Annotated in this window: 28 protein-coding genes; all 28 read left to right on the top strand. The window is 29.6% G+C overall.

Annotation, left to right across the window (positions count from 1 at the left end; all coding sequences use genetic code 11):
• Positions 1-23 precede the first annotated feature (23 nt).
• The 28 genes from rpsP to KQI42_RS06780 all read left to right on the top strand — a co-directional run bounded on the left by rpsP (position 24) and on the right by KQI42_RS06780 (position 23,542).
• Positions 24-296, top strand: a complete 273-nt coding sequence (gene rpsP, locus KQI42_RS06915; RefSeq protein ID WP_216518105.1) for a 30S ribosomal protein S16 — start codon at positions 24-26, stop codon at positions 294-296.
• A 19-nt stretch (positions 297-315) separates the two neighbouring features.
• A complete protein-coding gene (locus KQI42_RS06910) occupies positions 316-546 on the top strand; it encodes a KH domain-containing protein (RefSeq protein WP_216518103.1) in 231 nt (76 codons plus the stop codon).
• Positions 547-594: 48 nt separating this feature from the next.
• On the top strand, positions 595-1,098 hold the full coding sequence (gene rimM, locus KQI42_RS06905; protein WP_246566196.1) for a ribosome maturation factor RimM: 504 nt from the start codon (positions 595-597) through the stop codon (positions 1,096-1,098).
• Positions 1,095-1,832 carry a tRNA (guanosine(37)-N1)-methyltransferase TrmD gene (trmD, locus tag KQI42_RS06900; protein WP_216518101.1) on the top strand — a complete coding sequence of 246 codons (738 nt, stop codon included), beginning with the start codon at positions 1,095-1,097 and terminating at the stop codon, positions 1,830-1,832. The genes rimM and trmD overlap by 4 nt, the downstream gene beginning before the upstream one ends.
• Positions 1,833-1,935: 103 nt before the next feature.
• The gene (gene rplS, locus KQI42_RS06895; protein WP_343231657.1) at positions 1,936-2,283 is read left to right on the top strand and encodes a 50S ribosomal protein L19; all 348 of its coding nucleotides are present in this window, start codon (positions 1,936-1,938) and stop codon (positions 2,281-2,283) included.
• Positions 2,284-2,335: 52 nt separating this feature from the next.
• A complete protein-coding gene (gene ylqF / locus KQI42_RS06890) occupies positions 2,336-3,184 on the top strand; it encodes a ribosome biogenesis GTPase YlqF (RefSeq protein ID WP_216518099.1) in 849 nt (282 codons plus the stop codon).
• Between the two features lie 12 nt (positions 3,185-3,196).
• On the top strand, positions 3,197-3,802 hold the full coding sequence (locus KQI42_RS06885; protein ID WP_216518097.1) for a ribonuclease HII: 606 nt from the start codon (positions 3,197-3,199) through the stop codon (positions 3,800-3,802).
• Positions 3,803-3,819: 17 nt separating this feature from the next.
• Entirely contained in the window at positions 3,820-5,181 is a 1,362-nt protein-coding gene (locus KQI42_RS06880) for a hypothetical protein (RefSeq protein ID WP_216518095.1), read from the top strand.
• Between the two features lie 2 nt (positions 5,182-5,183).
• Positions 5,184-5,474 (top strand): EscU/YscU/HrcU family type III secretion system export apparatus switch protein, encoded by a 291-nt coding sequence (locus KQI42_RS06875; RefSeq protein ID WP_216518093.1) that lies wholly within the window; start codon positions 5,184-5,186, stop codon positions 5,472-5,474.
• Positions 5,464-5,820 (top strand): YraN family protein, encoded by a 357-nt coding sequence (locus KQI42_RS06870; protein ID WP_216518091.1) that lies wholly within the window; start codon positions 5,464-5,466, stop codon positions 5,818-5,820. The genes KQI42_RS06875 and KQI42_RS06870 overlap by 11 nt, the downstream gene beginning before the upstream one ends.
• Before the next feature lie 74 nt (positions 5,821-5,894).
• Entirely contained in the window at positions 5,895-7,424 is a 1,530-nt protein-coding gene (locus tag KQI42_RS06865; RefSeq protein WP_216518089.1) for a YifB family Mg chelatase-like AAA ATPase, read from the top strand.
• A gap of 6 nt (positions 7,425-7,430) precedes the next feature.
• Positions 7,431-8,528, top strand: a complete 1,098-nt coding sequence (gene dprA / locus KQI42_RS06860) for a DNA-processing protein DprA (protein ID WP_343231656.1) — start codon at positions 7,431-7,433, stop codon at positions 8,526-8,528.
• A 23-nt stretch (positions 8,529-8,551) separates the two neighbouring features.
• Positions 8,552-10,636 carry a type I DNA topoisomerase gene (gene topA, locus KQI42_RS06855; RefSeq protein WP_216518218.1) on the top strand — a complete coding sequence of 695 codons (2,085 nt, stop codon included), beginning with the start codon at positions 8,552-8,554 and terminating at the stop codon, positions 10,634-10,636.
• Positions 10,637-10,758: 122 nt separating this feature from the next.
• Positions 10,759-11,289, top strand: coding sequence for an ATP-dependent protease subunit HslV (gene hslV / locus KQI42_RS06850; protein WP_216518087.1), 531 nt, complete (start codon positions 10,759-10,761; stop codon positions 11,287-11,289).
• A 14-nt stretch (positions 11,290-11,303) separates the two neighbouring features.
• Positions 11,304-12,689: an ATP-dependent protease ATPase subunit HslU gene (hslU, locus tag KQI42_RS06845; RefSeq protein WP_216518085.1), complete on the top strand. Its 1,386-nt coding sequence runs from the start codon at positions 11,304-11,306 to the stop codon at positions 12,687-12,689.
• 15 nt (positions 12,690-12,704) lie between these two features.
• A complete protein-coding gene (codY, locus tag KQI42_RS06840; RefSeq protein ID WP_216518083.1) occupies positions 12,705-13,487 on the top strand; it encodes a GTP-sensing pleiotropic transcriptional regulator CodY in 783 nt (260 codons plus the stop codon).
• 400 nt (positions 13,488-13,887) lie between these two features.
• Entirely contained in the window at positions 13,888-14,289 is a 402-nt protein-coding gene (gene flgB, locus KQI42_RS06835; RefSeq protein ID WP_216518081.1) for a flagellar basal body rod protein FlgB, read from the top strand.
• Between the two features lie 2 nt (positions 14,290-14,291).
• On the top strand, positions 14,292-14,732 hold the full coding sequence (gene flgC / locus KQI42_RS06830; RefSeq protein ID WP_216518079.1) for a flagellar basal body rod protein FlgC: 441 nt from the start codon (positions 14,292-14,294) through the stop codon (positions 14,730-14,732).
• A gap of 5 nt (positions 14,733-14,737) precedes the next feature.
• Positions 14,738-15,034, top strand: a complete 297-nt coding sequence (fliE, locus tag KQI42_RS06825; RefSeq protein WP_216518077.1) for a flagellar hook-basal body complex protein FliE — start codon at positions 14,738-14,740, stop codon at positions 15,032-15,034.
• A gap of 27 nt (positions 15,035-15,061) precedes the next feature.
• On the top strand, positions 15,062-16,579 hold the full coding sequence (gene fliF, locus KQI42_RS06820) for a flagellar basal-body MS-ring/collar protein FliF (RefSeq protein ID WP_216518075.1): 1,518 nt from the start codon (positions 15,062-15,064) through the stop codon (positions 16,577-16,579).
• A 12-nt stretch (positions 16,580-16,591) separates the two neighbouring features.
• Positions 16,592-17,596 (top strand): flagellar motor switch protein FliG, encoded by a 1,005-nt coding sequence (gene fliG / locus KQI42_RS06815; RefSeq protein ID WP_216518073.1) that lies wholly within the window; start codon positions 16,592-16,594, stop codon positions 17,594-17,596.
• Positions 17,589-18,344 carry a FliH/SctL family protein gene (locus KQI42_RS06810; protein WP_216518071.1) on the top strand — a complete coding sequence of 252 codons (756 nt, stop codon included), beginning with the start codon at positions 17,589-17,591 and terminating at the stop codon, positions 18,342-18,344. Before fliG ends, KQI42_RS06810 begins: the two co-directional genes overlap by 8 nt.
• Before the next feature lie 5 nt (positions 18,345-18,349).
• On the top strand, positions 18,350-19,684 hold the full coding sequence (gene fliI, locus KQI42_RS06805) for a flagellar protein export ATPase FliI (protein WP_216518070.1): 1,335 nt from the start codon (positions 18,350-18,352) through the stop codon (positions 19,682-19,684).
• Between the two features lie 15 nt (positions 19,685-19,699).
• A complete protein-coding gene (gene fliJ / locus KQI42_RS06800) occupies positions 19,700-20,140 on the top strand; it encodes a flagellar export protein FliJ (RefSeq protein WP_216518069.1) in 441 nt (146 codons plus the stop codon).
• A gap of 12 nt (positions 20,141-20,152) precedes the next feature.
• Positions 20,153-21,409, top strand: a complete 1,257-nt coding sequence (locus KQI42_RS06795) for a MotE family protein (protein ID WP_216518067.1) — start codon at positions 20,153-20,155, stop codon at positions 21,407-21,409.
• A 14-nt stretch (positions 21,410-21,423) separates the two neighbouring features.
• Positions 21,424-22,722 carry a flagellar hook-length control protein FliK gene (locus KQI42_RS06790; protein WP_216518065.1) on the top strand — a complete coding sequence of 433 codons (1,299 nt, stop codon included), beginning with the start codon at positions 21,424-21,426 and terminating at the stop codon, positions 22,720-22,722.
• Positions 22,723-22,737: 15 nt separating this feature from the next.
• Complete coding sequence (locus tag KQI42_RS06785; RefSeq protein ID WP_216518063.1) at positions 22,738-23,148, top strand: flagellar hook assembly protein FlgD; 411 nt, start codon at positions 22,738-22,740, stop codon at positions 23,146-23,148.
• 13 nt (positions 23,149-23,161) lie between these two features.
• Positions 23,162-23,542 carry a TIGR02530 family flagellar biosynthesis protein gene (locus KQI42_RS06780; RefSeq protein ID WP_216518061.1) on the top strand — a complete coding sequence of 127 codons (381 nt, stop codon included), beginning with the start codon at positions 23,162-23,164 and terminating at the stop codon, positions 23,540-23,542.
• The last annotated feature ends 12 nt before the right edge of the window (positions 23,543-23,554 follow it).

Below are 23,554 nucleotides of genomic sequence, written 5' to 3'. Positions count from 1 at the left end.
AAAATTTAAAAGGAGGTGAAAAAATGGCAGTTAAGATTAGATTAAGAAGGATGGGTGCTAAGAAAAACCCTTTCTATAGAATAGTTGTTGCTGATTCTCGTTCTCCAAGAGATGGGAGATTTATTGAAGAGATAGGCTATTATAATCCATTAACTGAACCTAAAACAGTTAAAATAGATGATGAAAAAGCTATAAACTGGTTAAAAAATGGAGCTAAACCAACAGATACTGTTGATAGACTATTTAAAGAAAATGGTCTATATGAAAAGCAAACTGAGAACAAAACACAAGAATAATTTCTAGGAGGTGCTTAAAATGGGCGAATTAGTAGAAATAATAGCAAAAGCTCTTGTGGACAATCCTAATGAAGTAGAGGTTAATGAGGTAGAAGGTACTCAATCTGTAATCATCGAGTTGAAAGTTTCTCCAGAAGATATGGGGAAGATAATTGGAAAACAGGGTAGAATTGCCAAAGCTATTAGAACAGTAGTTAAAGCAGCAGCCATTAAAGAAAATAAAAGAGTTGTAGTAGAAATTATTCAGTAAGGGATTAGCATAACTAATCCCTTTATATTATAACTGGTGGGTGAAGAAATGGATTATATTAAAGTAGGAAAAATAATCAATACCCATGGAATTAAAGGAGAAGTAAAAGTTTTTCCTTTAACAGACAATCTAGAAAGATTTGATGATTTAAAGAAAGCTTATTTAGGCGAAAAAAAGATAAAAGTAGAATTAGAAAATGTAAAGTACCATAAAGGATTAGTTATAATTAAGTTCAAAGAATATAATAATATAAATGAAATATTATCTTTTAAAGATTATTTTATATATGTAGATGAAGAAGAAAGAATTGTTTTACCAGAAAATCACTTTTTTATTTATGATATACTAGGATGTCAGGTATTTGATTCAATGGGTAAAAATATTGGTATAGTAGAAGATGTTATACAAGCTTCCAGTAATGATGTATATGTAATTAAAGATGAAAAAAACAATAAGGAATATTTAATACCAGCAGTGAGACAATTTTTTCTTGAAATAAATATAAAAGAAAAAAAGATAATAATTGATCCAATTGAAGGAATGATAGAATGAGGATTGATATATTAACTTTATTTCCTGAATTTTTCGCTAGTTTTGTTAATTGGAGTATAATAGGCCGGGCTATCGAAAAAAACAAGACTGAAATAAATAGTATTAATATAAGAGATTTTTCTAAAGATAAGCATAAAAGGGTCGACGATTATCCTTTTGGTGGCGGACAGGGTATGGTTATGAAACCAGAACCTATATTTGAAGCGATTAATAGTGTAAAGCGAGATGATTCTAAGGTTATTTATTTATCTCCTCAAGGGAAAAGATATAATCAAGAAATAGCGAATAAATTATCAAAGGAAAATCATTTAATTCTGCTTTGCGGTCACTATGAAGGTATAGATAATAGAATAATAGATAATTATATTGATATGGAAATTTCTATTGGAGATTACGTATTAACAGGAGGAGAGGTTCCAGCTATGGTTCTTATAGATTCTATTATTAGACTAATACCTGGAGTTTTGGGCACAGATGAATCCTATTTAGATGAATCTCACTACAATGGGTTATTAGAATATCCGCAGTATACAAGACCGAGGACATTTAGAGATTTAGAAGTACCAGAAATTTTACTTTCTGGAAATCACCAAGATATTAGAGAATGGAAAAAGTATCAATCTCTGAGATCAACCTATATTAAGCGACCCGATTTGTTAGAAAATAGATTATTAAATGAAGAAGAAAAGTTAATATTATCTATCATTAAATCTGAATTAGATGATAAAAAATAGTTGTAATTAGCATATGTATATGCTATAATACCTAACGTATGGAATTATGGATGGTCCTCTGCTAAGGAAGCATGAACGTCTAGGGAGAAGGGAGGTTTGAACAGTGGATATAATAAAAATGTTAGAAGATGAACAATTAAGAAATGATTTACCTAGCTTTAATGTAGGTGATACTGTTCAAGTTCATTACAAAGTTGTTGAAGGAACTCGTGAGAGAATTCAAGTATTTGAAGGTACCGTTATTAAAAGGCAAGGTGGAGGAGCAAGAGAAACTTTTACAGTAAGAAGACTTTCTTACGGTGTAGGTGTTGAAAGAACATTCCCTCTACATTCTCCAAGAATCGAAAAATTAGTAGTTACTAGAAAAGGTAAAGTAAGAAGAGCTAAGCTGTACTACTTAAGAGGCAGACAAGGAAAAGCTGCTAAAGTTAAAGAAAAGAAATCTTATTAATGTATTGGGACTTTATAGTCCCAATTTTATTTATATTTAGGTAGGTGATTTTATGAATATAAATTGGTATCCTGGACATATGAAGAAGACTAGAGAATCAATTAAGAAAAGTTTAACTATGGTAGATGTAGTTTTTGAATTAATTGATGCCAGAATACCTTTTAGTAGCCAAAATCCAGAAATAGATTCCATAGTGGGAAATAAACCAAGAGTTATAATTTTGAATAAATCAGATTTAGCTAGTGGTTATGGAAATAAATTATGGCAGGATTATTTTAATACTAAGGGAATTTCTTCTGTTGTTGTAGATGCTATTAATAATAAAGGATTAGATCAGTTAATAAACTTATCTTATAAGGTTACGGAAGAAAAAAGGAAGTCTTATGAAAAAAGAGGAGTAATAAATAGACCAATAAGAGCCATGATACTTGGTATTCCAAATGTGGGAAAGTCCACGTTAATTAATAGTCTTTCTGGTAGAAAAGGTGCTAAAACTGGAAATAGACCAGGAGTTACTAAATCAAATCAATGGATTAAGACTAAAGGTAATTTAGAATTATTAGATACGCCGGGAATTTTATGGCCAAAATTTGAGGATAAAGAAGTGGGATTAAATCTTGCTTTTACAGGAGCCATTAAAGATGAAATTTTAGATATTGAAACCTTAGCCTTTAAATTAATTGAAAGGCTTATTAGTATTTCTCCCCATTTAATTGAAAATCGTTATGGTATAAATACACAAAATAAATCTACCTTAAATATTATGATTGAAATTGGTCAAAAAAGGGGATGTATTATTAGAGGTGGAGAAGTAGATTTTACTAAGGTGAGTAATATTTTATTAGATGAATTTAGAAAAGGTGTTATAGGGGATATTACTCTAGAATTTCCTAAAGAATAGGGGTTGTTCACTTTGCTAGAAATAGAGAATCATATATATGCATCTGGGTATAAATATATTGCCTGTATAGATGAAGTAGGAAGAGGATGTTTAGCTGGAGATGTAGTGGCTTGTGCAATAATTATGCCTAAAGATTTAGTAATAGATGGGGTAAAAGATTCGAAAAAGTTATCTGAAAAAAAGAGAGAATTTTTATATGATAAAATTCTAAATAATGCTATAGCCTATGGTGTGGGTCAAGTAAATTCTCAAATGATAGATAATATTAATATTAAAGAAAGTACTAGACTTGCTATGAGGATGGCTGTTGACAACTTAAAAGATAAGGAAGGTAATCAAGTTATACCTGATTTTATATTAATAGATGCTGAAGAAATAGACACCCAGATACCTCAAGAAGGTATAATAAAGGGAGATGAAAAATCTCATGGAATTGCCTGTGCTTCTATTATAGCGAAGGTATACAGGGATAGATTATGCTTAGAATGGGATAAAGAATACGAAGGGTATAATCTTAAGAAGAATAAAGGCTATGGCACTAAAGAACATAGAGAAGCTATACAGTTATTAGGTGCTTCACTGATACATAGAATTACTTTTTTAAGAAATATATTATAGTATATAGGGTGATATTTTTGAGAATTGAAAACCTTTTTTTAAATAACAATATATTATTCAATGATAAAGAAGAAATATTCAAAGAAGGTGCCTTAATTAAGGGGGAAATATTAGAAGTTATTGAAGATTTAGTATTTATTGATATAAAAGGTCAAGGCATAATAAAAGCATCTTCAGAGAAAGAATTAAAGAATTTTATAGGAAAAGAAATGGTTTTTTCTGTAAAAACTTCTGAAGGAAAAGAAATTCAACTAAAACCTTTACTTGATGAAAAAATGTCCCAAATATTTTTATCAAATGAAATTAAGAATAATAATTCTGTTATTAAAATGTTAAAAGAATTAAATATAAAGCCAAATAAATATTCTTTAGAATTAGTAGAAACTTTAATGAAATATAATGCTCCTATAAATAAAGAAATTTTAATAAATGGCATAAAAACTTTAGAAAAACTTCAACAGCTCATGGATATAAAAACTACTGATAAAGTTATTTTAATAGAACAGAATAATTTAACTGAAGACAAGAACATGTATCCAGAAAAAGTTGATATTAAGAATTTATTTGTAGTAGATAAAAAAGATTACTCAAATGAGAAAGACTTAACCTATATAGTAAAAGAATATTTAGGTGAAGAGTTTGATAAAAAGTCCCAGTCAAATTTTATTAAGACTATTAGCTTTTTTGTAAAGAATAATATTAAAACTTCACTTAGTAATATAAAAAATTTTATAGAAATTAATAATGATCCTATAGCGTTTTCAGAAGATTTAAAAACAATAGATGATATTTTAGGAAAATCTAATATTTTTAATAAGGGTGTTAACTTTATTGAAAATAAAGATGAGATTATTTTAAATAAAGAGGAATTGAAAATTTTAAATAAAAGATTAGATGAAGTAGAAAAGCTATTGGAAAAGATAGGAGAAAAAGTAGATAGCAATTTAGAAGAAAGTTTAAAGGACACAAAAAATAAAGTTGATTTCTTAAAAGAATTAAATAGGGATTTAACTTTCTTGTTTTTTCCATTTGATGTGGATAAAGAGAGATTAAAGGGAGTTATAACTTTATTAAAACAAAATAAAAGAAATAGTACAGTCGTAGATAAAATAAATATCTTTATTAATCTCATCACTAATAGATTAGGATCTGTAAAAGTAGCCTGCCAGGTTTTCAATAATTCACTATCTATAAAGTTTAATATTAATGAAAATGATCTTGATCTATTCAAAGATAGAGAGTTTCAATTAATTAAATTGATTTCTTCTACAGGATATAGTATAAATAAGATTGAATATAATTTTCATAGTCCTATTGAGATTATGGATACTTTAGTATTAAACTCTAATCCTACTTATTTTTTAGATTTGAAGGTGTAGATATGAATAAGAGAAAAAGCAGAGAAATAAAAAAGGCTGTAGCTTTATCTTATAAGAATCAAGATAATGTTCCGAAAATTTTGGCTAAAGGCGAAGGAACTATTGCTGAGAATATAGTGAAAAAAGGGGAAGAAGAGGATATTGTAATATATGAAGATGAGAATTTAATAGATAGTTTAATTAATCTAGATATAAACCAAGAAATTCCTGAAGAACTTTATGAAGCAGTGGCGGAAATAATATTATTCGTTTATACTTTAGATAAAGAAAAGGAAGATGAAAATGGAAAATAATACGGCTAAGGGTAAGTATGGAGAAATTTTAGCTAAAGATTATTTAATTTCTAAAGGTTATGTCATATTAGATAAAAATTATCGAAGTAAAATGGGAGAGATAGATATTGTAGCAAAGAAGGGAGAAATTTTGGTTTTTGTTGAGGTTAAAGCTAGGACAACTATAGATTATGGCTATCCTTTTGAATCTGTAAATAGGAAGAAGCAAGAAAAAATTCTTAAAAGCTCACTATTATATATAAGACAGAGAAAGCTATTTGATTATCAATTAAGATATGACATAATAGAAATTTATTTGACTAAAGAGGTAAAAATCAATCATATTGAAAATGCTTTTTGTCAATAACCATTGGAAAATCGCATAATTTAGCTATTACCCAGGGAATAGACTAAAATAAATACATAGAAAAGAGGTTTAATATGTATTCAAAAGTAAATACCTGTGTATTACAAGGATTAAATGGACACATGGTGGAAGTGGAAACAGACTTATCTAGAGGAATGCCTGTTTTTAATATAGTTGGATTGCCTGATGCAGCCATTAAAGAATCTAAGGAGAGAGTTAGAACTGCTATTAAAAACAGCGGATATGAATTTCCACTGAGCAGAATAACCATTAATTTAGCCCCAGCAAATTTAAAAAAAGAAGGTTCTCAGATGGATCTATCTATAGCTGTTGGAATTTTAAAAGCTGGTGGGATAATTGACGATGTAGATGCTCATAGAATTGCTTTTATTGGAGAACTTTCCTTAGATGGGAAGGTTAATTCTGTTGATGGTGCTTTACCCATGATTATCTCCATGAGAGATTTTAATATAGATAGCTGTATTATTCCTTATGGCAATAGAGAAGAATGTGGCATAATTTCTGATATGAAAATTATTGCTGTAAATTCTTTAAATGAAGTAGTGGATTATTTAAATAATAATATTTATATAGAACCATTTTTAAATCTTGATACTTCAGATATTAATTCAGAAAAAGAGTTTTCCATAGATTTTTCTGATATAAAGGGGCAAGAAAGTTTAAAAAGAGCTTTAGAGGTTGCTGCTGCAGGATCTCATAATCTACTAATTATTGGACCTCCTGGATCTGGAAAGACAATGGCTGCTAGAAGACTTCCTACTATAATGCCTAAGCTTTCTTTTGAAGAAGCTGTAGAAGTAACTAAAATATATAGTATCTCTGGCTTGTTGAAATCAAATTTTCTCATTAAAGAACGGCCTTTTAGATCACCTCATCATACGGCTTCTGCTATTTCTTTAATAGGCGGAGGAAGGATTCCAAAACCAGGAGAAGTATCTTTAGCTCATAATGGCGTTTTATTCTTAGATGAGTTGCCTGAGTTTCAAAAAAACGTTTTAGAGGTATTAAGACAGCCTATGGAGGATGGGGTTGTAACTATATCTAGAGTAAATGCCACTCTTACATATCCAGCTAAGTTTATGTTTATAGCTAGTATGAATCCATGTCCATGTGGATTTTATGGAGACCCTCTACATGATTGTACATGTTCTCAAGGTAGTATAGATAAATATTTAGGTAAGATTAGTAATCCGTTATTGGATAGAATAGATATTCATATAGAAGTATTGCCTGTAGAATATAAGGATTTACAAGGAGAAAAAACAGAAGAATCTTCTAAAGATATTAGGGATAGAGTTAATAGGGCAAAAAATATTCAACTAGAAAGATATAAAAAAGATAAAATATTTAGTAACTCACAAATAGCTAATAGAGATATAAAGAAGTATTGTAAATTAGAAAAAAGTGCAGAAAAGATAATGGCAGAAGCTTTTAAAAAATATAGATTTAGTGGGAGAACTTATAATAAAGTATTAAAAGTATCTAGGACTATTGCTGATTTAGATGGCGAAGATATTATATTAGAGAAACATATATTAGAAGCCATAAGATATAGAACTTTAGATAATAAATACTGGGGGTAGTAAAACGTGGGGGAGATTACACAGAAAGAAGTATTGATCTGGCTTAATAGTTTGAATATAGGTAACAGTAATATTGAAAAGATAATGGAATATTTCATTGACTTAAGAGACTTATGGATAAGTCCAGCAAAAGAGATTAATTCTATAAAAAGTATAAAAAATGAAATAAAAGAAAAAATTATTAACAATCGAAATTCAGATTATATAAAAAGATTATTTAGTGATATTAATAAACATAATATAGATGTAATAACTATTTACGATGAAAATTATCCAGAAGGGTTAAGATATATTTATGATAATCCGAAAGTTTTATATAAAAAAGGAAGCTTAATAGAGGAAGATAATTTAGCTATAGCAATAGTAGGTTCTAGAAAAGCTACCTCATATGGAAAATGGGCCTGTGAAAAGTTTGCAAAAGAATTGGCAAGCATCGGAGTTACTATAGTAAGTGGATTAGCTTTAGGTATAGATGCTATAGCTCATAAAAGTACGATAGAGGAAAATGGAAGAACTATTGGGGTATTGGGTAATGGATTAGATACAATATATCCTAAGAAAAATTTATTTCTCTACAATGAAATAGAGACGAAAGGGGCAATTTTGACAGAATTTCCTTTAGGTGTGCCTCCTTTAGCTTTTAATTTTCCTCTAAGAAATAGGATAATAAGCGGATTATCGCTAGGAATTATTGTAATAGAGGCTAAAGAAAAAAGTGGGTCTTTAATTACTGCCCATCATGCCTTAGAACAAGGTAAAGATGTTTTTGCTTTACCTGGCAATATTAATAGCATATTTAGCAGAGGAACAAATAAGTTAATAAAAGATGGAGCAAAACCACTTTTAGATATTGATGATATACTTGAAGAGGTATATCAGTTGAGAGAGAAAGTTTTAATTAAAAAGAAAAAGAAAATAAATCATACAAATTTTAGTGATACTGAAAATAAGATATTAAAATGTTTAGAAGAAGGGCCTATTCATTCTGATAATATAGTTTATAAAACAGGGCTTGATATATCTACTGTGAATAGTATATTAACTATTTTAGAATTAAAAGGGGTAATTAAGGAATTGACAGGTAGAGTATTTACTCTCTACTAGAACTTTATATGGAGGTGTAGGTGTTGCAAAAAAACCTAGTTATAGTTGAGTCGCCTGCAAAAGCTAAGACTATTGGTAAGTTTTTAGGGAAAAATTATAAAGTTACAGCTTCTGTAGGCCATGTAAGAGATTTACCAAAGAGTAGCCTTGGAATTGATATTGATAATGATTTTGAACCTAAATATATAACAATAAGAGGCAAAGGACCAGTAATAAAGGAATTAAAAGATGAAGCAAAAAAGGCTAAAAAAATATTTTTAGCAACAGACCCAGATAGAGAAGGGGAAGCTATATCTTGGCATTTGTCCCATATACTAGGGATTGATGAAGCTGAAAGAGTGAGAGTAGAATTTAATGAAATAACAAAAGATGCCATAGCAAATGCTATGAAAAAACCTAGAATGATTGATAGAAATCTTGTAGATGCACAACAAGCTAGAAGGGTATTAGATAGATTAGTGGGTTATAAAATAAGTCCTCTTTTATGGAGAAAAATTAAGAAGGGTCTTAGTGCAGGAAGAGTACAATCTGTTACAGTAAAATTAATTTGTGATAGAGAAAAAGAAATACAAGATTTTATTCCAGAAGAGTATTGGAGTATAAAAGCTCTATTGAATAAAGAAAATAATAAGTTTGAAGCTAGTTTTTTTGGGAAAAATATAGATGGAAAGGATGAAAAAATAGAATTAAAATCTAAAAAAGATGTAGATGAGGTTTTAAATAATATTGATGAAAAAAACTTCTTAGTAAAAGAAGTGAAAAAAGGAATGAAAAAAAGAAATCCTTATCCGCCTTACACAACAAGTACATTACAACAAGATGCTTCAAAAAAGTTAGGATTTACGACTAAAAAAACTATGATGGTTGCTCAGCAGCTTTATGAAGGAATTGATATAAAGGGAGAAGGAACCGTTGGGTTGATTACTTATATTAGAACTGACTCTACTAGAGTCTCTAATGAGGCTATTAATTTAGCACGTTCTTTCATAGAAGATAACTTTGGAAACTCTTATACTAATGGGGGAAAGAATTATGCTAATAAAAGTAAAAAAGAAACACAGGATGCTCATGAAGGTATTAGACCAACCAGTATCTTAAGAAAACCTGATGATATTAAAAATTCTTTAACTAAAGATCAATATAAATTATATAAATTAATTTGGGATAGATTTATTGGATCTCAAATGGTTCCAGCAAATTATGAAACTTTATCTGTAAAAATAGTAAGTAATGGTTATTTATTTAGAGCTTCAGGATCTAAGCTTATCTTTGATGGTTTTTTAAAAGTTTATACAACTATAGATGAAGAGGAAAAAGATTTAGAGATTCCTTTATTAAAAGAAGGAGACAAGGTTAATGTAAAGGAGATTAAGCCAAATCAACATTTTACACAGCCACCTCCTAGATATACAGAAGCTTCTTTAATTAAAACTTTAGAAGAATTAGGAATTGGAAGACCAAGTACTTTTTCTCCAACAATCTCTACTATACTCGCAAGAGAATATGTAAACCTTGATAAGAAATCTTTTGTTCCTACAGAATTGGGAATATTAGTTAATGATTTACTTAAGGAGTATTTTAATGATATAGTAAATGAGGAGTTTACTGCTGAATTAGAAGAAAAGTTAGATGGAGTTGCAGAAGGAGAATTCCCTTGGAATTTGGTTGTAGGAGATTTTTATAAAGATTTTAGTGTTGTATTAAAAAAGGCAGAAGATGAGATAGATAAAATAGAAATTGAAGAAGAAGTAACTGATGTTATTTGTGAAAAATGTGGCAGAAATATGGTTGTTAAATATGGAAGATTTGGGAAATTTTTGGCATGCCCAGGATATCCAGAATGTAAAAATACAAAGGCTATAGTTGATGAATTGAACATAAAATGTCCTGTTTGTGATGGAAATATTGTGAAAAGGAAATCTAAGAAAGGAAGGATATTCTACGGGTGTAGTAATTATCCTAATTGTAATTTCCTTTCTTGGGATGAACCTATTGAAGAAAAGTGTCCAAAATGTGGAGGGATTATGACTATAAAGAAAAATAAAAAAGAAAATATTAAAAAATGTATTAATAAAGATTGTGGATATAGTATTAGTGAAGAAAAATAAAAATTTGTAAAATTTTTCTGTACATTTTTTCAAATTTGTAGTAATCTTATACATGACGGAATATTCTGAAAAAATGCAATTGATACTTTAAATTGTAAATAGCTTTATAGGGGTGAGAATAGATGCTAAAGGGTACTACTATTGTAGCTGTAAAAAAAGATAATCAAATTGCCATTGCAGGTGATGGACAAGTAACGATGGGACAAACGGCTATAATGAAAAACAAAGCTAAAAAGGTTAGAAGAATATATAATAATGAAGTGATTATTGGGTTTGCTGGTTCTGTTGCTGATGCCCTTACTTTAGCTGAAATACTAGAAGAAAAACTAGAGCAGTATAGTGGAAATTTAAAAAGAAGTGCTGTTGAGTTAGCCAAAGAATGGCGAAGGGATAAAGTATTAAGAAATTTAGAAGCAATGCTAATAGCAGCAGATTTAGATAATTTGTTACTTATTTCTGGTAATGGTGAAGTGATAGAGCCAGATGAAGGAATAGTTGCTATTGGATCTGGTGGAAACTTTGCTCTAGCTTCAGCTAAGGCTTTGTTTAAGCATTCAAGTTTAAAGGCAGAAGATATTGCTAGAGAGTCCATCTTAATTGCTTCTTCTATTTGCGTTTATACTAATGACAGTATTACTGTTGAAGTATTATAAGGAGTGTGATACTTATGGAAGATTTAACTCCAAAACATATTGTAGGAGAACTAGATAAATATATTATTGGCCAAGAAAAGGCTAAGAAAGCAGTTGCTATAGCTTTAAGAAACAGATATAGAAGGAGTTTGTTGAATGAGGAATTTAAAGAGGAAGTAAAACCCAAAAATATATTGATGGTTGGGCCTACTGGGGTAGGAAAAACTGAAATCGCAAGAAGATTAGCTAAAATTGTAAATGCCCCTTTTGTGAAAGTAGAGGCAACAAAATTTACAGAGGTAGGTTATGTAGGAAGAGATGTAGATTCTATGGTAAGGGATTTAGTGGAAGACTCAATTAGAATGATTAAAAGAGACAAGATTGAGAAGGTCTATGAAAAAAGTAAAATTTTAGCTGATGAAAAAATAATAGATATATTGCTGCCTTTATCATCAAAGAAAAAAAATCATAACAATCCTTTAGAAATATGGTTTGGCAATATGGAAGAAGAAAAAGATCACAGTGAAGAGAAAGAAAGTATTTTAAAGAAAAGAGAATCTTTAAAAATTAAATTGAAAAACGGTGAACTGGAAGATCGAGAAATTGAAATTCATGTTGAGGATAGTAGCAATTCTACTGTGGAGTTTTTCAGTGGTATGGGAATGGAAGAATATAATATTAATATGAGTGACATATTTGGAGATTTTCTACCTAAAAAAATGAAGAAGAAAAAGGTCGCAATAAAGGAAGCTAGAAAAATTTTAAGCAATCAAGAAGCTCAAAAGTTAATAGATATGGACGAAGTTATAGAAAAAAGTATAAAAAGAGCTGAAGAAAATGGTATAATCTTTATTGATGAAATAGATAAAATTGCTGGAAAGGATTATGGTGGTGGTCCCGATGTCTCTAGAGAAGGTGTACAAAGAGATATATTGCCTATTATTGAAGGAACCACTGTAATGACTAAGTATGGTCCTGTGAAAACAGAGCACATATTGTTCATTGCTGCAGGAGCTTTCCATGTATCAAAGGTTAGTGATTTAATACCTGAAATACAAGGTAGATTTCCTATAAGAGTGGAGTTGGAAAATTTAACAGAAGAAAACTTTGTTGAAATACTTACAAAACCTAAAAATGCAATAATAAAGCAGTATGTACTGTTATTAAAAACTGAGGGTGTTGATTTAATATTTACTGAAGAAGGTATTAAATCTATTGCAGAATTTGCTTATTTATCTAATAATCAATCAGAAAATATTGGTGCAAGAAGACTTCACACTGTTCTAGAGAAACTTCTTGAAGACATTTCTTTTGAAGCACCTGAAATAGATGAACAAGAAATAGTTATAGATAAAGATTATGTAGATAAAAAGCTAATGAGCCATTTAGTCGAAAAGGACATATCAAAATATATAATATAAATGAGGAGGATAAGGATGACAGAAAGTTTATTACAAAAAACCAGAAGATTAAATAAGACCTTACAGGGATACGGTTCTAGACCTGTTTCTTTTACAGAATTAAGTAAAATATTAAGTGAAATATTAGATGCAAATGTATATATTGCAAGTAGAAAAGGTAGAGTATTAGGATATGAATTATACACTGGCTTTGATTGTGATATAATACAGGCTGAGATAGTTAAAGAAAAGAGATTTCCTAAAAAATATAATGATGAATTATTAAAAGTTAATGAGACTAAAGAAAATGTAGAAGAAATTACAGAATGTGTTTTTGATCAAATTTCAAAATGTGATTATCCTGATAAGATAGCAACAATTATTCCTATTAATAGCGGTGGAGTTAGATTAGGAACGTTGGTATTGGCCAGATTTGGTAGACTGTTTACAGACGAGGATCTAGTCTTGGGTGAATATAGTGCTACAGTAGTAGGAATGGAAATATTAAGATCTAAAAATGAAGAAGTAGAAGAAGAAGCTAGAAGAAGAGCAGTAGTTCAAATGGCAATTGGAACCCTTTCTTATTCTGAATTAGAGGCTATGGAACATATATTTAATGAATTAGAAGGTAGTGAAGGTTTATTGGTAGCAAGTAAGATAGCTGATAGAGTAGGAATAACTAGATCAGTCATAGTTAATGCTTTGAGAAAATTTGAAAGTGCAGGAGTTATTGAATCCAGATCTCTTGGTATGAAGGGAACACATATAAAGATTTTAAATGATAAATTAATTGAAGAACTAAAAAAAGCAAGAGAATAGTAGTTTATCTACTATTCTCTACTACTTTATGATCTAGAAAAAAATAGAAATTTTCTTAGAGAAAATTATCTTATAAACATATTCTGATAAAGGCTTCTTTTTAATCTAAGATGATAATTTAATGGAAGTCTTTATTTTTAATGCATGAAAATAAAGACTATTTAAAACTATTCTTTAAATATGATTCAATGGCACTCCTTTTCACTAGGACCTTAGAAGGATTTGGCAATTAATTAAAGAATCATATTTAAAATAGTTGAATAATGGTTTATTATATAGAATATAAGTATGTCGATTTTTGATTTATTATTTTGTATAAAAAAACTTATTACCATTATTTGTAGAAAAAAGTCTGAATTTGATCTATTATATTAATAAGAATGAAGTCGAGGTGATTAATATGTTAAAAGGTATTTATAACAATGTGGATTTTTTTAGCAAAGCTTTAAATGGAACATGGGAAAGAAATAAAGCAATTGTTCATAATATGGCAAATGAAAACACTCCAAATTATAAAAGAACAGTTGTTACTTTTGAAGATCAACTAAGACAATTTATGACAGAGGACAGAGTAAGTTTAAAAACAACTAATGAAAAGCATATAGGAAAGGGTATAGATGAATATAGCCCTAAAGTTATGGTAGACAAGTCTACTTCCTATAGGTTTGACGGGAATAATGTAAATATAGAAACAGAAACTGCTGATTTGGCTAAAAATACTATAATGTATGATGCCTTAATTAGACAGGTTATTAATGAATTTGACAAAATAAAAAATGTTATAAGTGAGGGGAGTAAATAATTATGGGTATTTTTAATTCTATCAATATTAGCGCAACAGCTCTTACTGCTGAAAAAACTAGGATAGACATAATATCTAAAAACATGGCTAATGTTAACACTACTAGGAGTACAGGGGGGATGCCTTATAGAAGACAAATGGCAGTTTTTAAAGAAAATAAATCCACGATGTTTGCTGAATATTTAAATAAGTATACTAATCAACCTAATGGAAACGGAGTTAAAATAAGCAAAATAGTAGAAGATACTACACCTTTTAAACTTGTTTATGAGCCGGGACATCCTGATGCTGATGAAAATGGCTATGTAGAGATGCCTAATGTAGACATAGTGAAAGAGATGGTAGATATGATTAGTGCACAAAGAGCTTATGATGCTAATATAACAGCTATGAATGCATCGAAAGCTATGTTAACAAAAGCATTAGAAATTGGCAGGAGGTAATATAATTGGAACTGAATAGGCTTAATAGTATTATAACCGCTAAAGATTACGGAGACATTAAGTTAGATAAATCTAAAGAGAAGGAATCTTTTAGTTCTTTTTTAAAAAATGCTTTAAATCAAGTAAATGAAATGCAAATTGAAAGTGATGAATATAAAAAGATGTTAGCAGTTGGCGATGTAGATAATCTCCACGACGTAATGATTGCATCAGACAAAGCCAATACTGCTATGCAGGTAACATTAAGTATTAGAAACAAAGTAGTTGAAGCTTATAAAGAAATAATGAGAATACAAATATAGCAAAGCTGTAAGGAATGAGGTGGTTTGGTGGGAGAAACAATACAGCAAGTAAGACAGCAACTTAATAGTTTCTGGCAGGAAATGGATAAGAAGAAAAAGATAAAATTAGGAATTATAGGCTTACTGATTATATTGACTGTAACTATATTGATTTTAATTTTTACAAGGCCTAAATACGAAGTGCTATATGAAAACTTAACACTAAAAGATACAGCACAAGTTACCAAAAAACTTGATGAAATGAATGTGAAATGGAAAACGGGAGAGAATGACAGTAGTATTTTAGTTCCTTCTGAAGTGAAAAATAAAGTTAAAATTGAACTTGCTTCTTATGGATTGCCAAAAGAAGGTTACAGTTTTATGGATGCTTTTAATGACAGCAGTTGGACCATGACAGATTACGATAAAAAACAAAGAATGAAATATGCATTACAAAGTGAATTATCTGCAACTATATCTGAGATAGATGGAATTGAAAGTGCAACGGTATATATTGATGAAAAAGAAGACACCAATTTTGTACTTAGTGATAAAAAAGAGCAGACTACAGCTTCTGTTTTTATTAAAAAAGATGATAATAGACCTTTGTCTGGAGAAAAAGTAAACGCTATTAAAAATTTAGTTGCAGGATCTATAAGTATGGATATAGAAAATGTACTAGTTATAGACGATGAAGGGAAATTATTGACAGAGGAACAAGATGGGGCAGACTTTGTTATGACAGATCAGTTTACCATAAAACAAAATTTAGAGTTGAGAATTAATGAAAGTATTAAAAGATTTTTAGAGAATGTATTTGGTTATGGTAACGTTGATATAAGAGCTAGTGTGAAAATTAATTTTGATAGTGAAAGAACTACTATTGTAGAATTTGCTCCACCTATTGAAGGAAATGAAGAGGGGCTAATAAGATCTTTAGAAGAAGTTGAAGAACATATGGTAGGTGGTGGAACGGGAGGCGTACCTGGAGAAACAACTAATCCTGTAGAAGATTATCAAATGGTTGAAGACGGTAATAGTAGATATGATAAGGTAAGCCGTATTATAAACAATGAATTAAATGAAATTAATAAAGAAATTAAAAAGGCCCCTGGTCAAGTAGAAACAATTACTGTTGCTGTTTTGATTAATAAGGATACTTTAGCTGATGGAGAATTAACTCCAGAAAGGGAGAAAGAAATTGCTGATTTAATTTATGCGGCAACAGGATTAGATACAAAGCAAGTTCAAGTTAGAGCTGAAAGGTTTACAAGACAGGAAATGCCTGTAGGAACTAAAGCGGATAAAGGACTAAATTGGTTAGGAATTGGTTTAATAGTTGCTTTATTAGCTGGTGGTACAACTGGGTATGTATTAGTAAGAAGAAAGAAATCCAAGATGGATGAACTTGAAAGAGTGCTTGAAGAGAAAACTTTAATACAAGCAGAAGTTGAAGATTTGAATTTTGAAGCTGAAGAGTCTAAAATGAAGGCTCAAATTGATAAATTTATAGAAATGAAACCAGATTCAGTTGCCCAATTGCTTAGATCTTGGTTAAATGAATAGGAGCGATTCAAGATGTCAAAAAGACAATTTACTGGGAAGGAAAAGGCAGCTATTTTACTAATAGCATTAGGACCTCAAAAGTCTGCAGAGATTTTCAAACATTTAAATGAAGATGAAATGGAAGAGTTAACTCTACAAATAGCTAATATGAGAATGGTTTCTCCTGAAGAAAAACAGCAGGTAATAGAGGATTTTTATCAAATATGTCTTGCTCAAGAGTATATCTCTGAAGGTGGTATTAACTATGCCAAGGAAGTCTTAGAAAGAGCTTTAGGTGCAGATAAGGCTGTGGATATAATAAATAAACTAACATCATCTTTACATGTGAGACCTTTTGAATTTATTAGAAAGGCTGATCCTAATCAGCTTTTGAATTACATACAAAATGAACATCCTCAAACAATAGCTTTAATTTTATCATATTTAAGTCCAGCTCAATCAGCACAAATATTGTCTAGTCTGTCACAGGAAAAACAGGCAGATGTTACGCGTAGGATTGCCATAATGGATAGGACTTCTCCAGAAGTTGTAAAAGAGATTGAACGAGTTTTAGAAAGTAAGTTTTCTAATATCTTATCTCAAGATTTTACTACAACAGGAGGCGTACAAGCTGTGGTGGATATTCTTAATTCAGTTGATAGAGGAACAGAAAAATATATTATGGAAGAGCTGGATATTAAAGATGCAGAATTAAGTGAAGAAATTAGAAGAAGGATGTTTGTATTTGAAGATATAATAACTCTGGATAATAGAAGTATACAAAGAATCATTAGAGAAATTGACAATTCTCAGTGGGCGATTGCTCTTAAAGGAGCAAGTGAAGAAGTTAAAGAACTTATATTTTCAAATATGTCTAAACGTCTAGTTGAAATGATTAAAGAAGATATTGAGTTTATGGGACCAGTTCGTATTAGAGATATTGAGGATGCACAGCAAAATATTGTTAATGTTATTAGGAAGCTTGAAGAGGATGGAGAGATTATTACTCCTAGAGGAGGGGATGAAATAATTGTCTAATGTTATAAAATCCTTTAGAGTGGTGGAGAAAGAAGACATTCCTTCTATAAAAGATGAAGATAAAGAAAATCAGCAAATAAAAGATGTTTTAATTGAAGAAGTAAAAAAAGAATGTGAAATTCTTATAAAGCAGGCGGAAGAAAGGTCTGCAACCATTATAACAGAAGCAAATAACCTATATGAAGAAAAAATAAACTCTGCTCATAATAAATCAAAAGAAATATTTCAGCAGTCAAAAGATAATGGGTATAAAGAAGGAAAAGACATAGGTTATTCAGACGGTTTTGAAAAAGGCTATGATGAAGGGAAACGAGAGTCAGATAAACTGATAAAAGAAGCCCTAAGTATAAAAGAGAGTTATTTAGAAACAAAAAAGGATCTTTTAAAAGATTTGGAAAAAGATATTGTTGAGTTGGTTACTACAATATATCAGAAGGTACTCTATGAAAAAAATGAAAAGGATAATGAGATGATCATTTCTCTTGTGCTAAATGGTATTAGCAATTTAGATCCAACAGACAATCTTACTATAATAGCGTCTAAAGAAGATTTTGGGGTCTTGGAAATGTCTAAAGACGAAATCTTAGCAAAAGCCAGTTTAATTAATAATCTAGAAATAAAATATGATATTAATTTAAATAAAGGCGATTGCATTTTAGAAACTTCAAAAGGAAATATAGATGTAAGCTTAAAAAATCAGCTTGAAGAAGTCAAAGAACTATTAAATACTATATTGGATAATGAGTGATGACTATGGAACAATCTGTTAATTTGAAAAAGTATATTAATGCAGTTAAAGATAAGAGGTTTATGAAATATACAGGAAAAATTACTAAAGTAACAGGACTTACTATTGAATCAAATGGACCCATGGCTACTATTGGAGAACTGTGTTATATATATCCTCATAATAGGAATACGCCTGTATTAGCTGAAGTTGTTGGGTTTAAAGAAGATAAGATTTTACTCATGCCCTTAGGTGAAATGGAAGGTATTGCCAGTGGTAGTACTGTAGTAGGGAGTGGAAAGACTTTAAGGGTAAATGTAGGCGAAGAGCTAATAGGAAGAATTTTGGATGGATTAGGAAATCCTATGGATGATCTAGGGCCTATTAGAACAAATAAATTTTATCCTGTATCCAATAATCCGCCTAATCCTTTAGATCGACAGGTAATTACAGAGCCCTTATCTGTAGGAGTAAAAGCAATAGATGGACTTCTCACCTGTGGCAAGGGACAAAGAGTAGGTATATTTGCAGGAAGTGGAGTTGGAAAAAGTACCCTTATGGGTATGATTTCGAGAAATAGTACTGCTGATGTCAATGTAATTGGATTAATAGGTGAGAGGGGTAGAGAAGTAAGAGAATTTATAGAAAATGATTTAAAAGAAGAAGGCCTCAAGAAATCTGTTGTAGTAGTAGTAACTTCCGATCAACCAGCTTTAGTAAGAGTTAAGGGTGCTATGGTAACCACTGCTATTGCAGAATATTTTAGGGATAAAGGATTAAATGTGATGTTATTAATGGACTCGTTAACTAGATTTGCTATGGCTCAACGAGAAATAGGTTTGGCTATTGGAGAGCCTCCTGTTACAAGAGGTTTTACTCCTTCTGTATTTGCTATGATGCCTAGACTTTTAGAGAGAACAGGAGCTTCAGACAAGGGAACAATAACTGGATTGTACACCGTTTTGGTAGATGGAGACGATTTAACTGAGCCAGTAACAGATACTGTAAGAGGGATATTAGATGGACACATAGTTCTATCTAGAAACTTGGCTAATTTAAACCATTATCCAGCAATTGATGTATTGGCGAGCATTAGCAGGGTTATGCCTAACATTGTTAGTCCTGAGCATATAAAAATGTCTAATTCTATTAAAGATATTATGGCTGTATATAAAGAATCTGAAGACTTGATAAATATTGGTGCATATAAAAGAGGTTCAAATAAAAAAATAGATACTGCCATTGAATTAATAGATGATATAAATGGGTTATTAAAACAACAAGTATCCATATCACCATCTTTTGAAGAAACCTTATCTATAATGAGCAATATTTATGAAAAAACAACCCAATTTAATTAATGGAGGGAAATAATTTTGAAAGGTTATAACTTCAAATTTGAAAGGGTTTTAAACTACAAAAAAACTGTAGAAGATTACAAAAAGTCTCAATATGGGGATTTACAACAGAGATTAAATAGAGAAGAAGAAATGCTTTTGGAATATAATCATTGCAAAGAAAATCTAATTATGGAAAAGAACAAATCTATACAAAAAATTAGCGTTGGTCATCTAAAAATGTATAATAGTTATTTAAATGATATCAATGATACTATATCAAAACAAGAAGAAATCATTGATGAGACTAAGACAAAATTAGAAATAGCTAAAGAAGAATTGATGGAAGCTATGAAAGAGAAAAAAGTATTTGAGAAGCTAAAAGAAAATGATTATAAGCAATATGTATACGAAGCAAAAAAAGTAGAAGAAAAATTGTTGGATTCTATAGTTAGTTATAATATAACTACCCAACAATAGGGGGAATCTTAAATGGACAGTGAAAGCTTAAAAGAAACTAGTAAGAGAAAAAAGGTGTATAAAATAATCATGATAGTGATTGTTTCAGTCATTATAGTTCCTTTGACTATTATTAGTGTTGTGTATTTTAACAATAAAACTTTCAAAAATAAAGTTAATAATGCACTAGGAAAGACTCCGGGGGCTCTGGGTGATTATTTTAGAAATTATCCTACAGAAACAGAAAGGATTGACAAAAAAACTTATTTAGCTAATTATTATTTAAATCTAGATACCAATATAGCTGCTGATAAGATATATATTATTAAAAAAAATGATGAGGAGCTATATGTAGATATTATTAAGATAATGAACTCTATAACTTCGTCTAAAACTGAGGATATAGTAGGAAAAGTTAGGAACATTGAATTAAGAAAGGATTTATTATTTTCTATTTATGATGAAGTCCAAAAAGAAAAAGAAAATGAAATTCTCGCAGAAGCATCTAGGTTAGATAAACAAGATTTATTGATTACAATTAAAGAAGTTGAAAAAAGATATGAAGGAGAAATGGATTATATAAATAATTTAAGTAAAATCTTATATTTTATGAGAGAAGATAAAACTGCTGAAATTTTATATTACATAGATCCAAGAATAAAAGATCAAGTTTTAGGTTCCTTTGATCCTAAAAAAAGTTCTAATGTAGAAGCCGCAATTTTAAAGAAAACCATAGAAGAAAATAAACTTGAAGATCTTGCAAAACTTTATGAGGCTAAACCAGTGGATATAGCTATTAAGGAAATCGGGAATACTGAAGGATATTCTATAAATCAACTGGCAAAGGTTTATAAGAATTTGTCTATTTTAAAATCAGCAGAAATACTTTCAAAGATCAATGATGAGAATTTTACTGAAGAATTATTTTCAGCTATTAGAAGGGAAGAAGAATTAAATAAAGATGAGATATCTATTGCCCCAGAAATAAGCAGATCTATTGAATTTGTTAGTGAATATCAGCAAAAAATAACAGACCTAGTAGCCGTATATGAAAAAATGGGTCCTGATAAAGTAGCCAAAATTGTTGAAAAAATGATGGTAAATGATAAAACAGTAACTTCTCTAGAAATAGATGCTAATCCTATATATGAAATATCTGATAGATTGATTATAGTAGATGTATTAACTAGAATGAAAAATCAAACCTTATCTAAGGTTTTGAATTATATGGAAGCCGATAAAGCTTCCCAAATAACTCAGCTATTGGCTAAACCCAATACAAATAATTAAAAGGAGGTGAGAACATGGAAGTTAAAATTATGGATTTTAAACAATCCTTAAAATCTGAAGGTAGCAAGAACAACGCCAAACTTCAAAAAGATAAAAATTTTATGGATATTTTATCTACGACAAATAATAATATTAAGGATTTAAATAAGGAAGTAAATAAAGATAATAATTTAAATTCTAGCAAAGAAACAGCTTTAAATCCAAATGAAGGACAAACTAATAAGGTAGATGAAGAAGAAAACAAAGTAGAATTTAACGAAAAAAACAAAACAGCTGGATATGAAAATATAATTAATTTATTTAACTTGATATCTGGAAGTATTGAAGAAGTTGAATCAGAAAAATTAATTGATAATGAAGTTTTTAAATTATCAGAGACAGAATTAGTTATTCAAGATGATTCAATAAGTACAATATCAGAATCAAATTCTATAGATGAAGCAATGGATTTAAGTCTTCATAATAGTGTTTTAGCAGTGAACACAGAAAGTGGAAAAAAATCTAATACATCAGTAGAAGAAATGACTCAATTCTTAAAAACTGATGATGTCAAAACCAAAAATCTTTTAACCGATAATATCCTTAATGAAGACGTAGAAGCAGAAATTGAAATTAATAAAGAAAATAAATCTATAGAATTAAAATCTAATACTGGGCTTGATGATGGAGAAGTGTTTAATAAGTTAGAATCCCAAATTAGTATGACTGAAGGCAATAGTTTGAATCAGGAGGACTACTCGAATCAAGAAGAAAACGCAAAAAAAGATGTAGATATGGATATGGAACTAGACTTGTCATCAGTATTTAATAAAGGAAAACTAGGATTTGATAATGATATTAAGCTAGAAAAAGAAGAAACTCATCAAGTTGAAAGAAGAGAAATTTTTCAGCAAATTGTAGATAAAATAAAAATATCTTTAAATGAAGAAAAAAATGAAATAAAAATTAAATTAAAGCCAGAAATATTAGGGGAATTAGTTTTAAAAATTGAAATGGAAGATGGAGTTGTTTTAGCTAAGGCTTTGGTAGACAACTATAGAACCAAAGAGCTGATAGAAACAAATCTGATTCAATTAAAAGAAGGAATGAAAGAATCAGGATTAGAAATTAAAACCTTTGAAGTTTTTGTTGGAAACAATAGTGACTTTGATAAGAAAAATTCTAGTGAATTTAATTTTAAACCGAAGAATAAGAAAATTAAAGTAAAAAATGAGGAAACTAAAAAAATAGTGGGCTACGAAGATAATTCATTATCTGAACCTATAAACAATATGGGTATTTACAATGAAAGTAGTTTAAATATTTTAGCTTAAAGGAGGTGTGTATATATGAAAGTAGAAAATAAAACAACGGAATACGTATATAAATTTGGTGAGGAAAATCAGAAAAAAGAAAATAGTAGTAAAAACACTGGAGAGTTAGACAAAGATGCTTTTTTAAGGTTATTAACAACCCAATTATCTAATCAAGACCCTTTGAACCCAATGGAAGATAGAGAATTTATTGCACAATTAGCTCAATTTAGTTCTCTTGAACAAATGCAGAACTTAAATAAAATTTTGGATTCAAGGACAGATGAAATATTAGATGGGTTGGATTTAATGAATTTGAATCAAATCAAAGCTAATGTAGAGATATTAAAAGAAATAACTAGCATAAGAAAGGCTTTTGAAGCTTATACAGGTAAAGAAGTGGAAGAGGAAGAGGGAGAAAAAGAGGATACAAAGGTCGAAGAATAATGAGGTTGTTAATATGAATAAAATAGATGTTAGGCAGTTAGAAAATAGGTTGATTAATTCGTCTAAACCTTTAAACAATAATAAAATAAGTTCTAATAAAGACTTTCATCAAATACTAAACCGTATACAAAATAGAGATGAGGAAATCAAGTTTTCTAAACATGCATTAGAAAGGTTAAATAGAAGAGAAATGGATTTAACTAATGAGGAGATGGAAAAGCTAAAAATAGCTTTTAATAGAGCTGAAGATAAAGGAATTAAAGATGCTCTTATTCTAATGGAAGACAAAGCTTTCATTGCTAGTATCAACAATAAAACGATTATAACAACAGTAAATAAGGAACAATTAAAAGAAAATATATTTACAAATATTGATGGAGCAGTAATAATATAACTGGACCTTTAA

It is taken from the genome of Tissierella simiarum (genome assembly GCF_018917865.1).
Lineage (GTDB): Bacteria > Bacillota > Clostridia > Tissierellales > Tissierellaceae > Tissierella_C > Tissierella_C simiarum.
This window is presented reverse-complemented; position numbering and strand designations above follow the sequence as displayed.

Coding starts and splice junctions, on each gene's coding strand:
- fliG (WP_216518073.1), top strand. CDS start 16,592: ATGTCAAAAAGACAATTTACTGGGAAGGAAAAGGCAGCTATTTTACTA.
- flgC (WP_216518079.1), top strand. CDS start 14,292: ATGGGTATTTTTAATTCTATCAATATTAGCGCAACAGCTCTTACTGCT.
- KQI42_RS06780 (WP_216518061.1), top strand. CDS start 23,162: ATGAATAAAATAGATGTTAGGCAGTTAGAAAATAGGTTGATTAATTCG.
- KQI42_RS06865 (WP_216518089.1), top strand. CDS start 5,895: ATGTATTCAAAAGTAAATACCTGTGTATTACAAGGATTAAATGGACAC.
- KQI42_RS06875 (WP_216518093.1), top strand. CDS start 5,184: ATGAATAAGAGAAAAAGCAGAGAAATAAAAAAGGCTGTAGCTTTATCT.
- rimM (WP_246566196.1), top strand. CDS start 595: ATGGATTATATTAAAGTAGGAAAAATAATCAATACCCATGGAATTAAA.
- hslU (WP_216518085.1), top strand. CDS start 11,304: ATGGAAGATTTAACTCCAAAACATATTGTAGGAGAACTAGATAAATAT.
- KQI42_RS06910 (WP_216518103.1), top strand. CDS start 316: ATGGGCGAATTAGTAGAAATAATAGCAAAAGCTCTTGTGGACAATCCT.
- hslV (WP_216518087.1), top strand. CDS start 10,759: ATGCTAAAGGGTACTACTATTGTAGCTGTAAAAAAAGATAATCAAATT.
- KQI42_RS06785 (WP_216518063.1), top strand. CDS start 22,738: ATGAAAGTAGAAAATAAAACAACGGAATACGTATATAAATTTGGTGAG.
- flgB (WP_216518081.1), top strand. CDS start 13,888: ATGTTAAAAGGTATTTATAACAATGTGGATTTTTTTAGCAAAGCTTTA.
- rpsP (WP_216518105.1), top strand. CDS start 24: ATGGCAGTTAAGATTAGATTAAGAAGGATGGGTGCTAAGAAAAACCCT.
- KQI42_RS06870 (WP_216518091.1), top strand. CDS start 5,464: ATGGAAAATAATACGGCTAAGGGTAAGTATGGAGAAATTTTAGCTAAA.
- KQI42_RS06795 (WP_216518067.1), top strand. CDS start 20,153: ATGGACAGTGAAAGCTTAAAAGAAACTAGTAAGAGAAAAAAGGTGTAT.
- trmD (WP_216518101.1), top strand. CDS start 1,095: ATGAGGATTGATATATTAACTTTATTTCCTGAATTTTTCGCTAGTTTT.
- fliI (WP_216518070.1), top strand. CDS start 18,350: ATGGAACAATCTGTTAATTTGAAAAAGTATATTAATGCAGTTAAAGAT.
- ylqF (WP_216518099.1), top strand. CDS start 2,336: ATGAATATAAATTGGTATCCTGGACATATGAAGAAGACTAGAGAATCA.
- KQI42_RS06790 (WP_216518065.1), top strand. CDS start 21,424: ATGGAAGTTAAAATTATGGATTTTAAACAATCCTTAAAATCTGAAGGT.
- codY (WP_216518083.1), top strand. CDS start 12,705: ATGACAGAAAGTTTATTACAAAAAACCAGAAGATTAAATAAGACCTTA.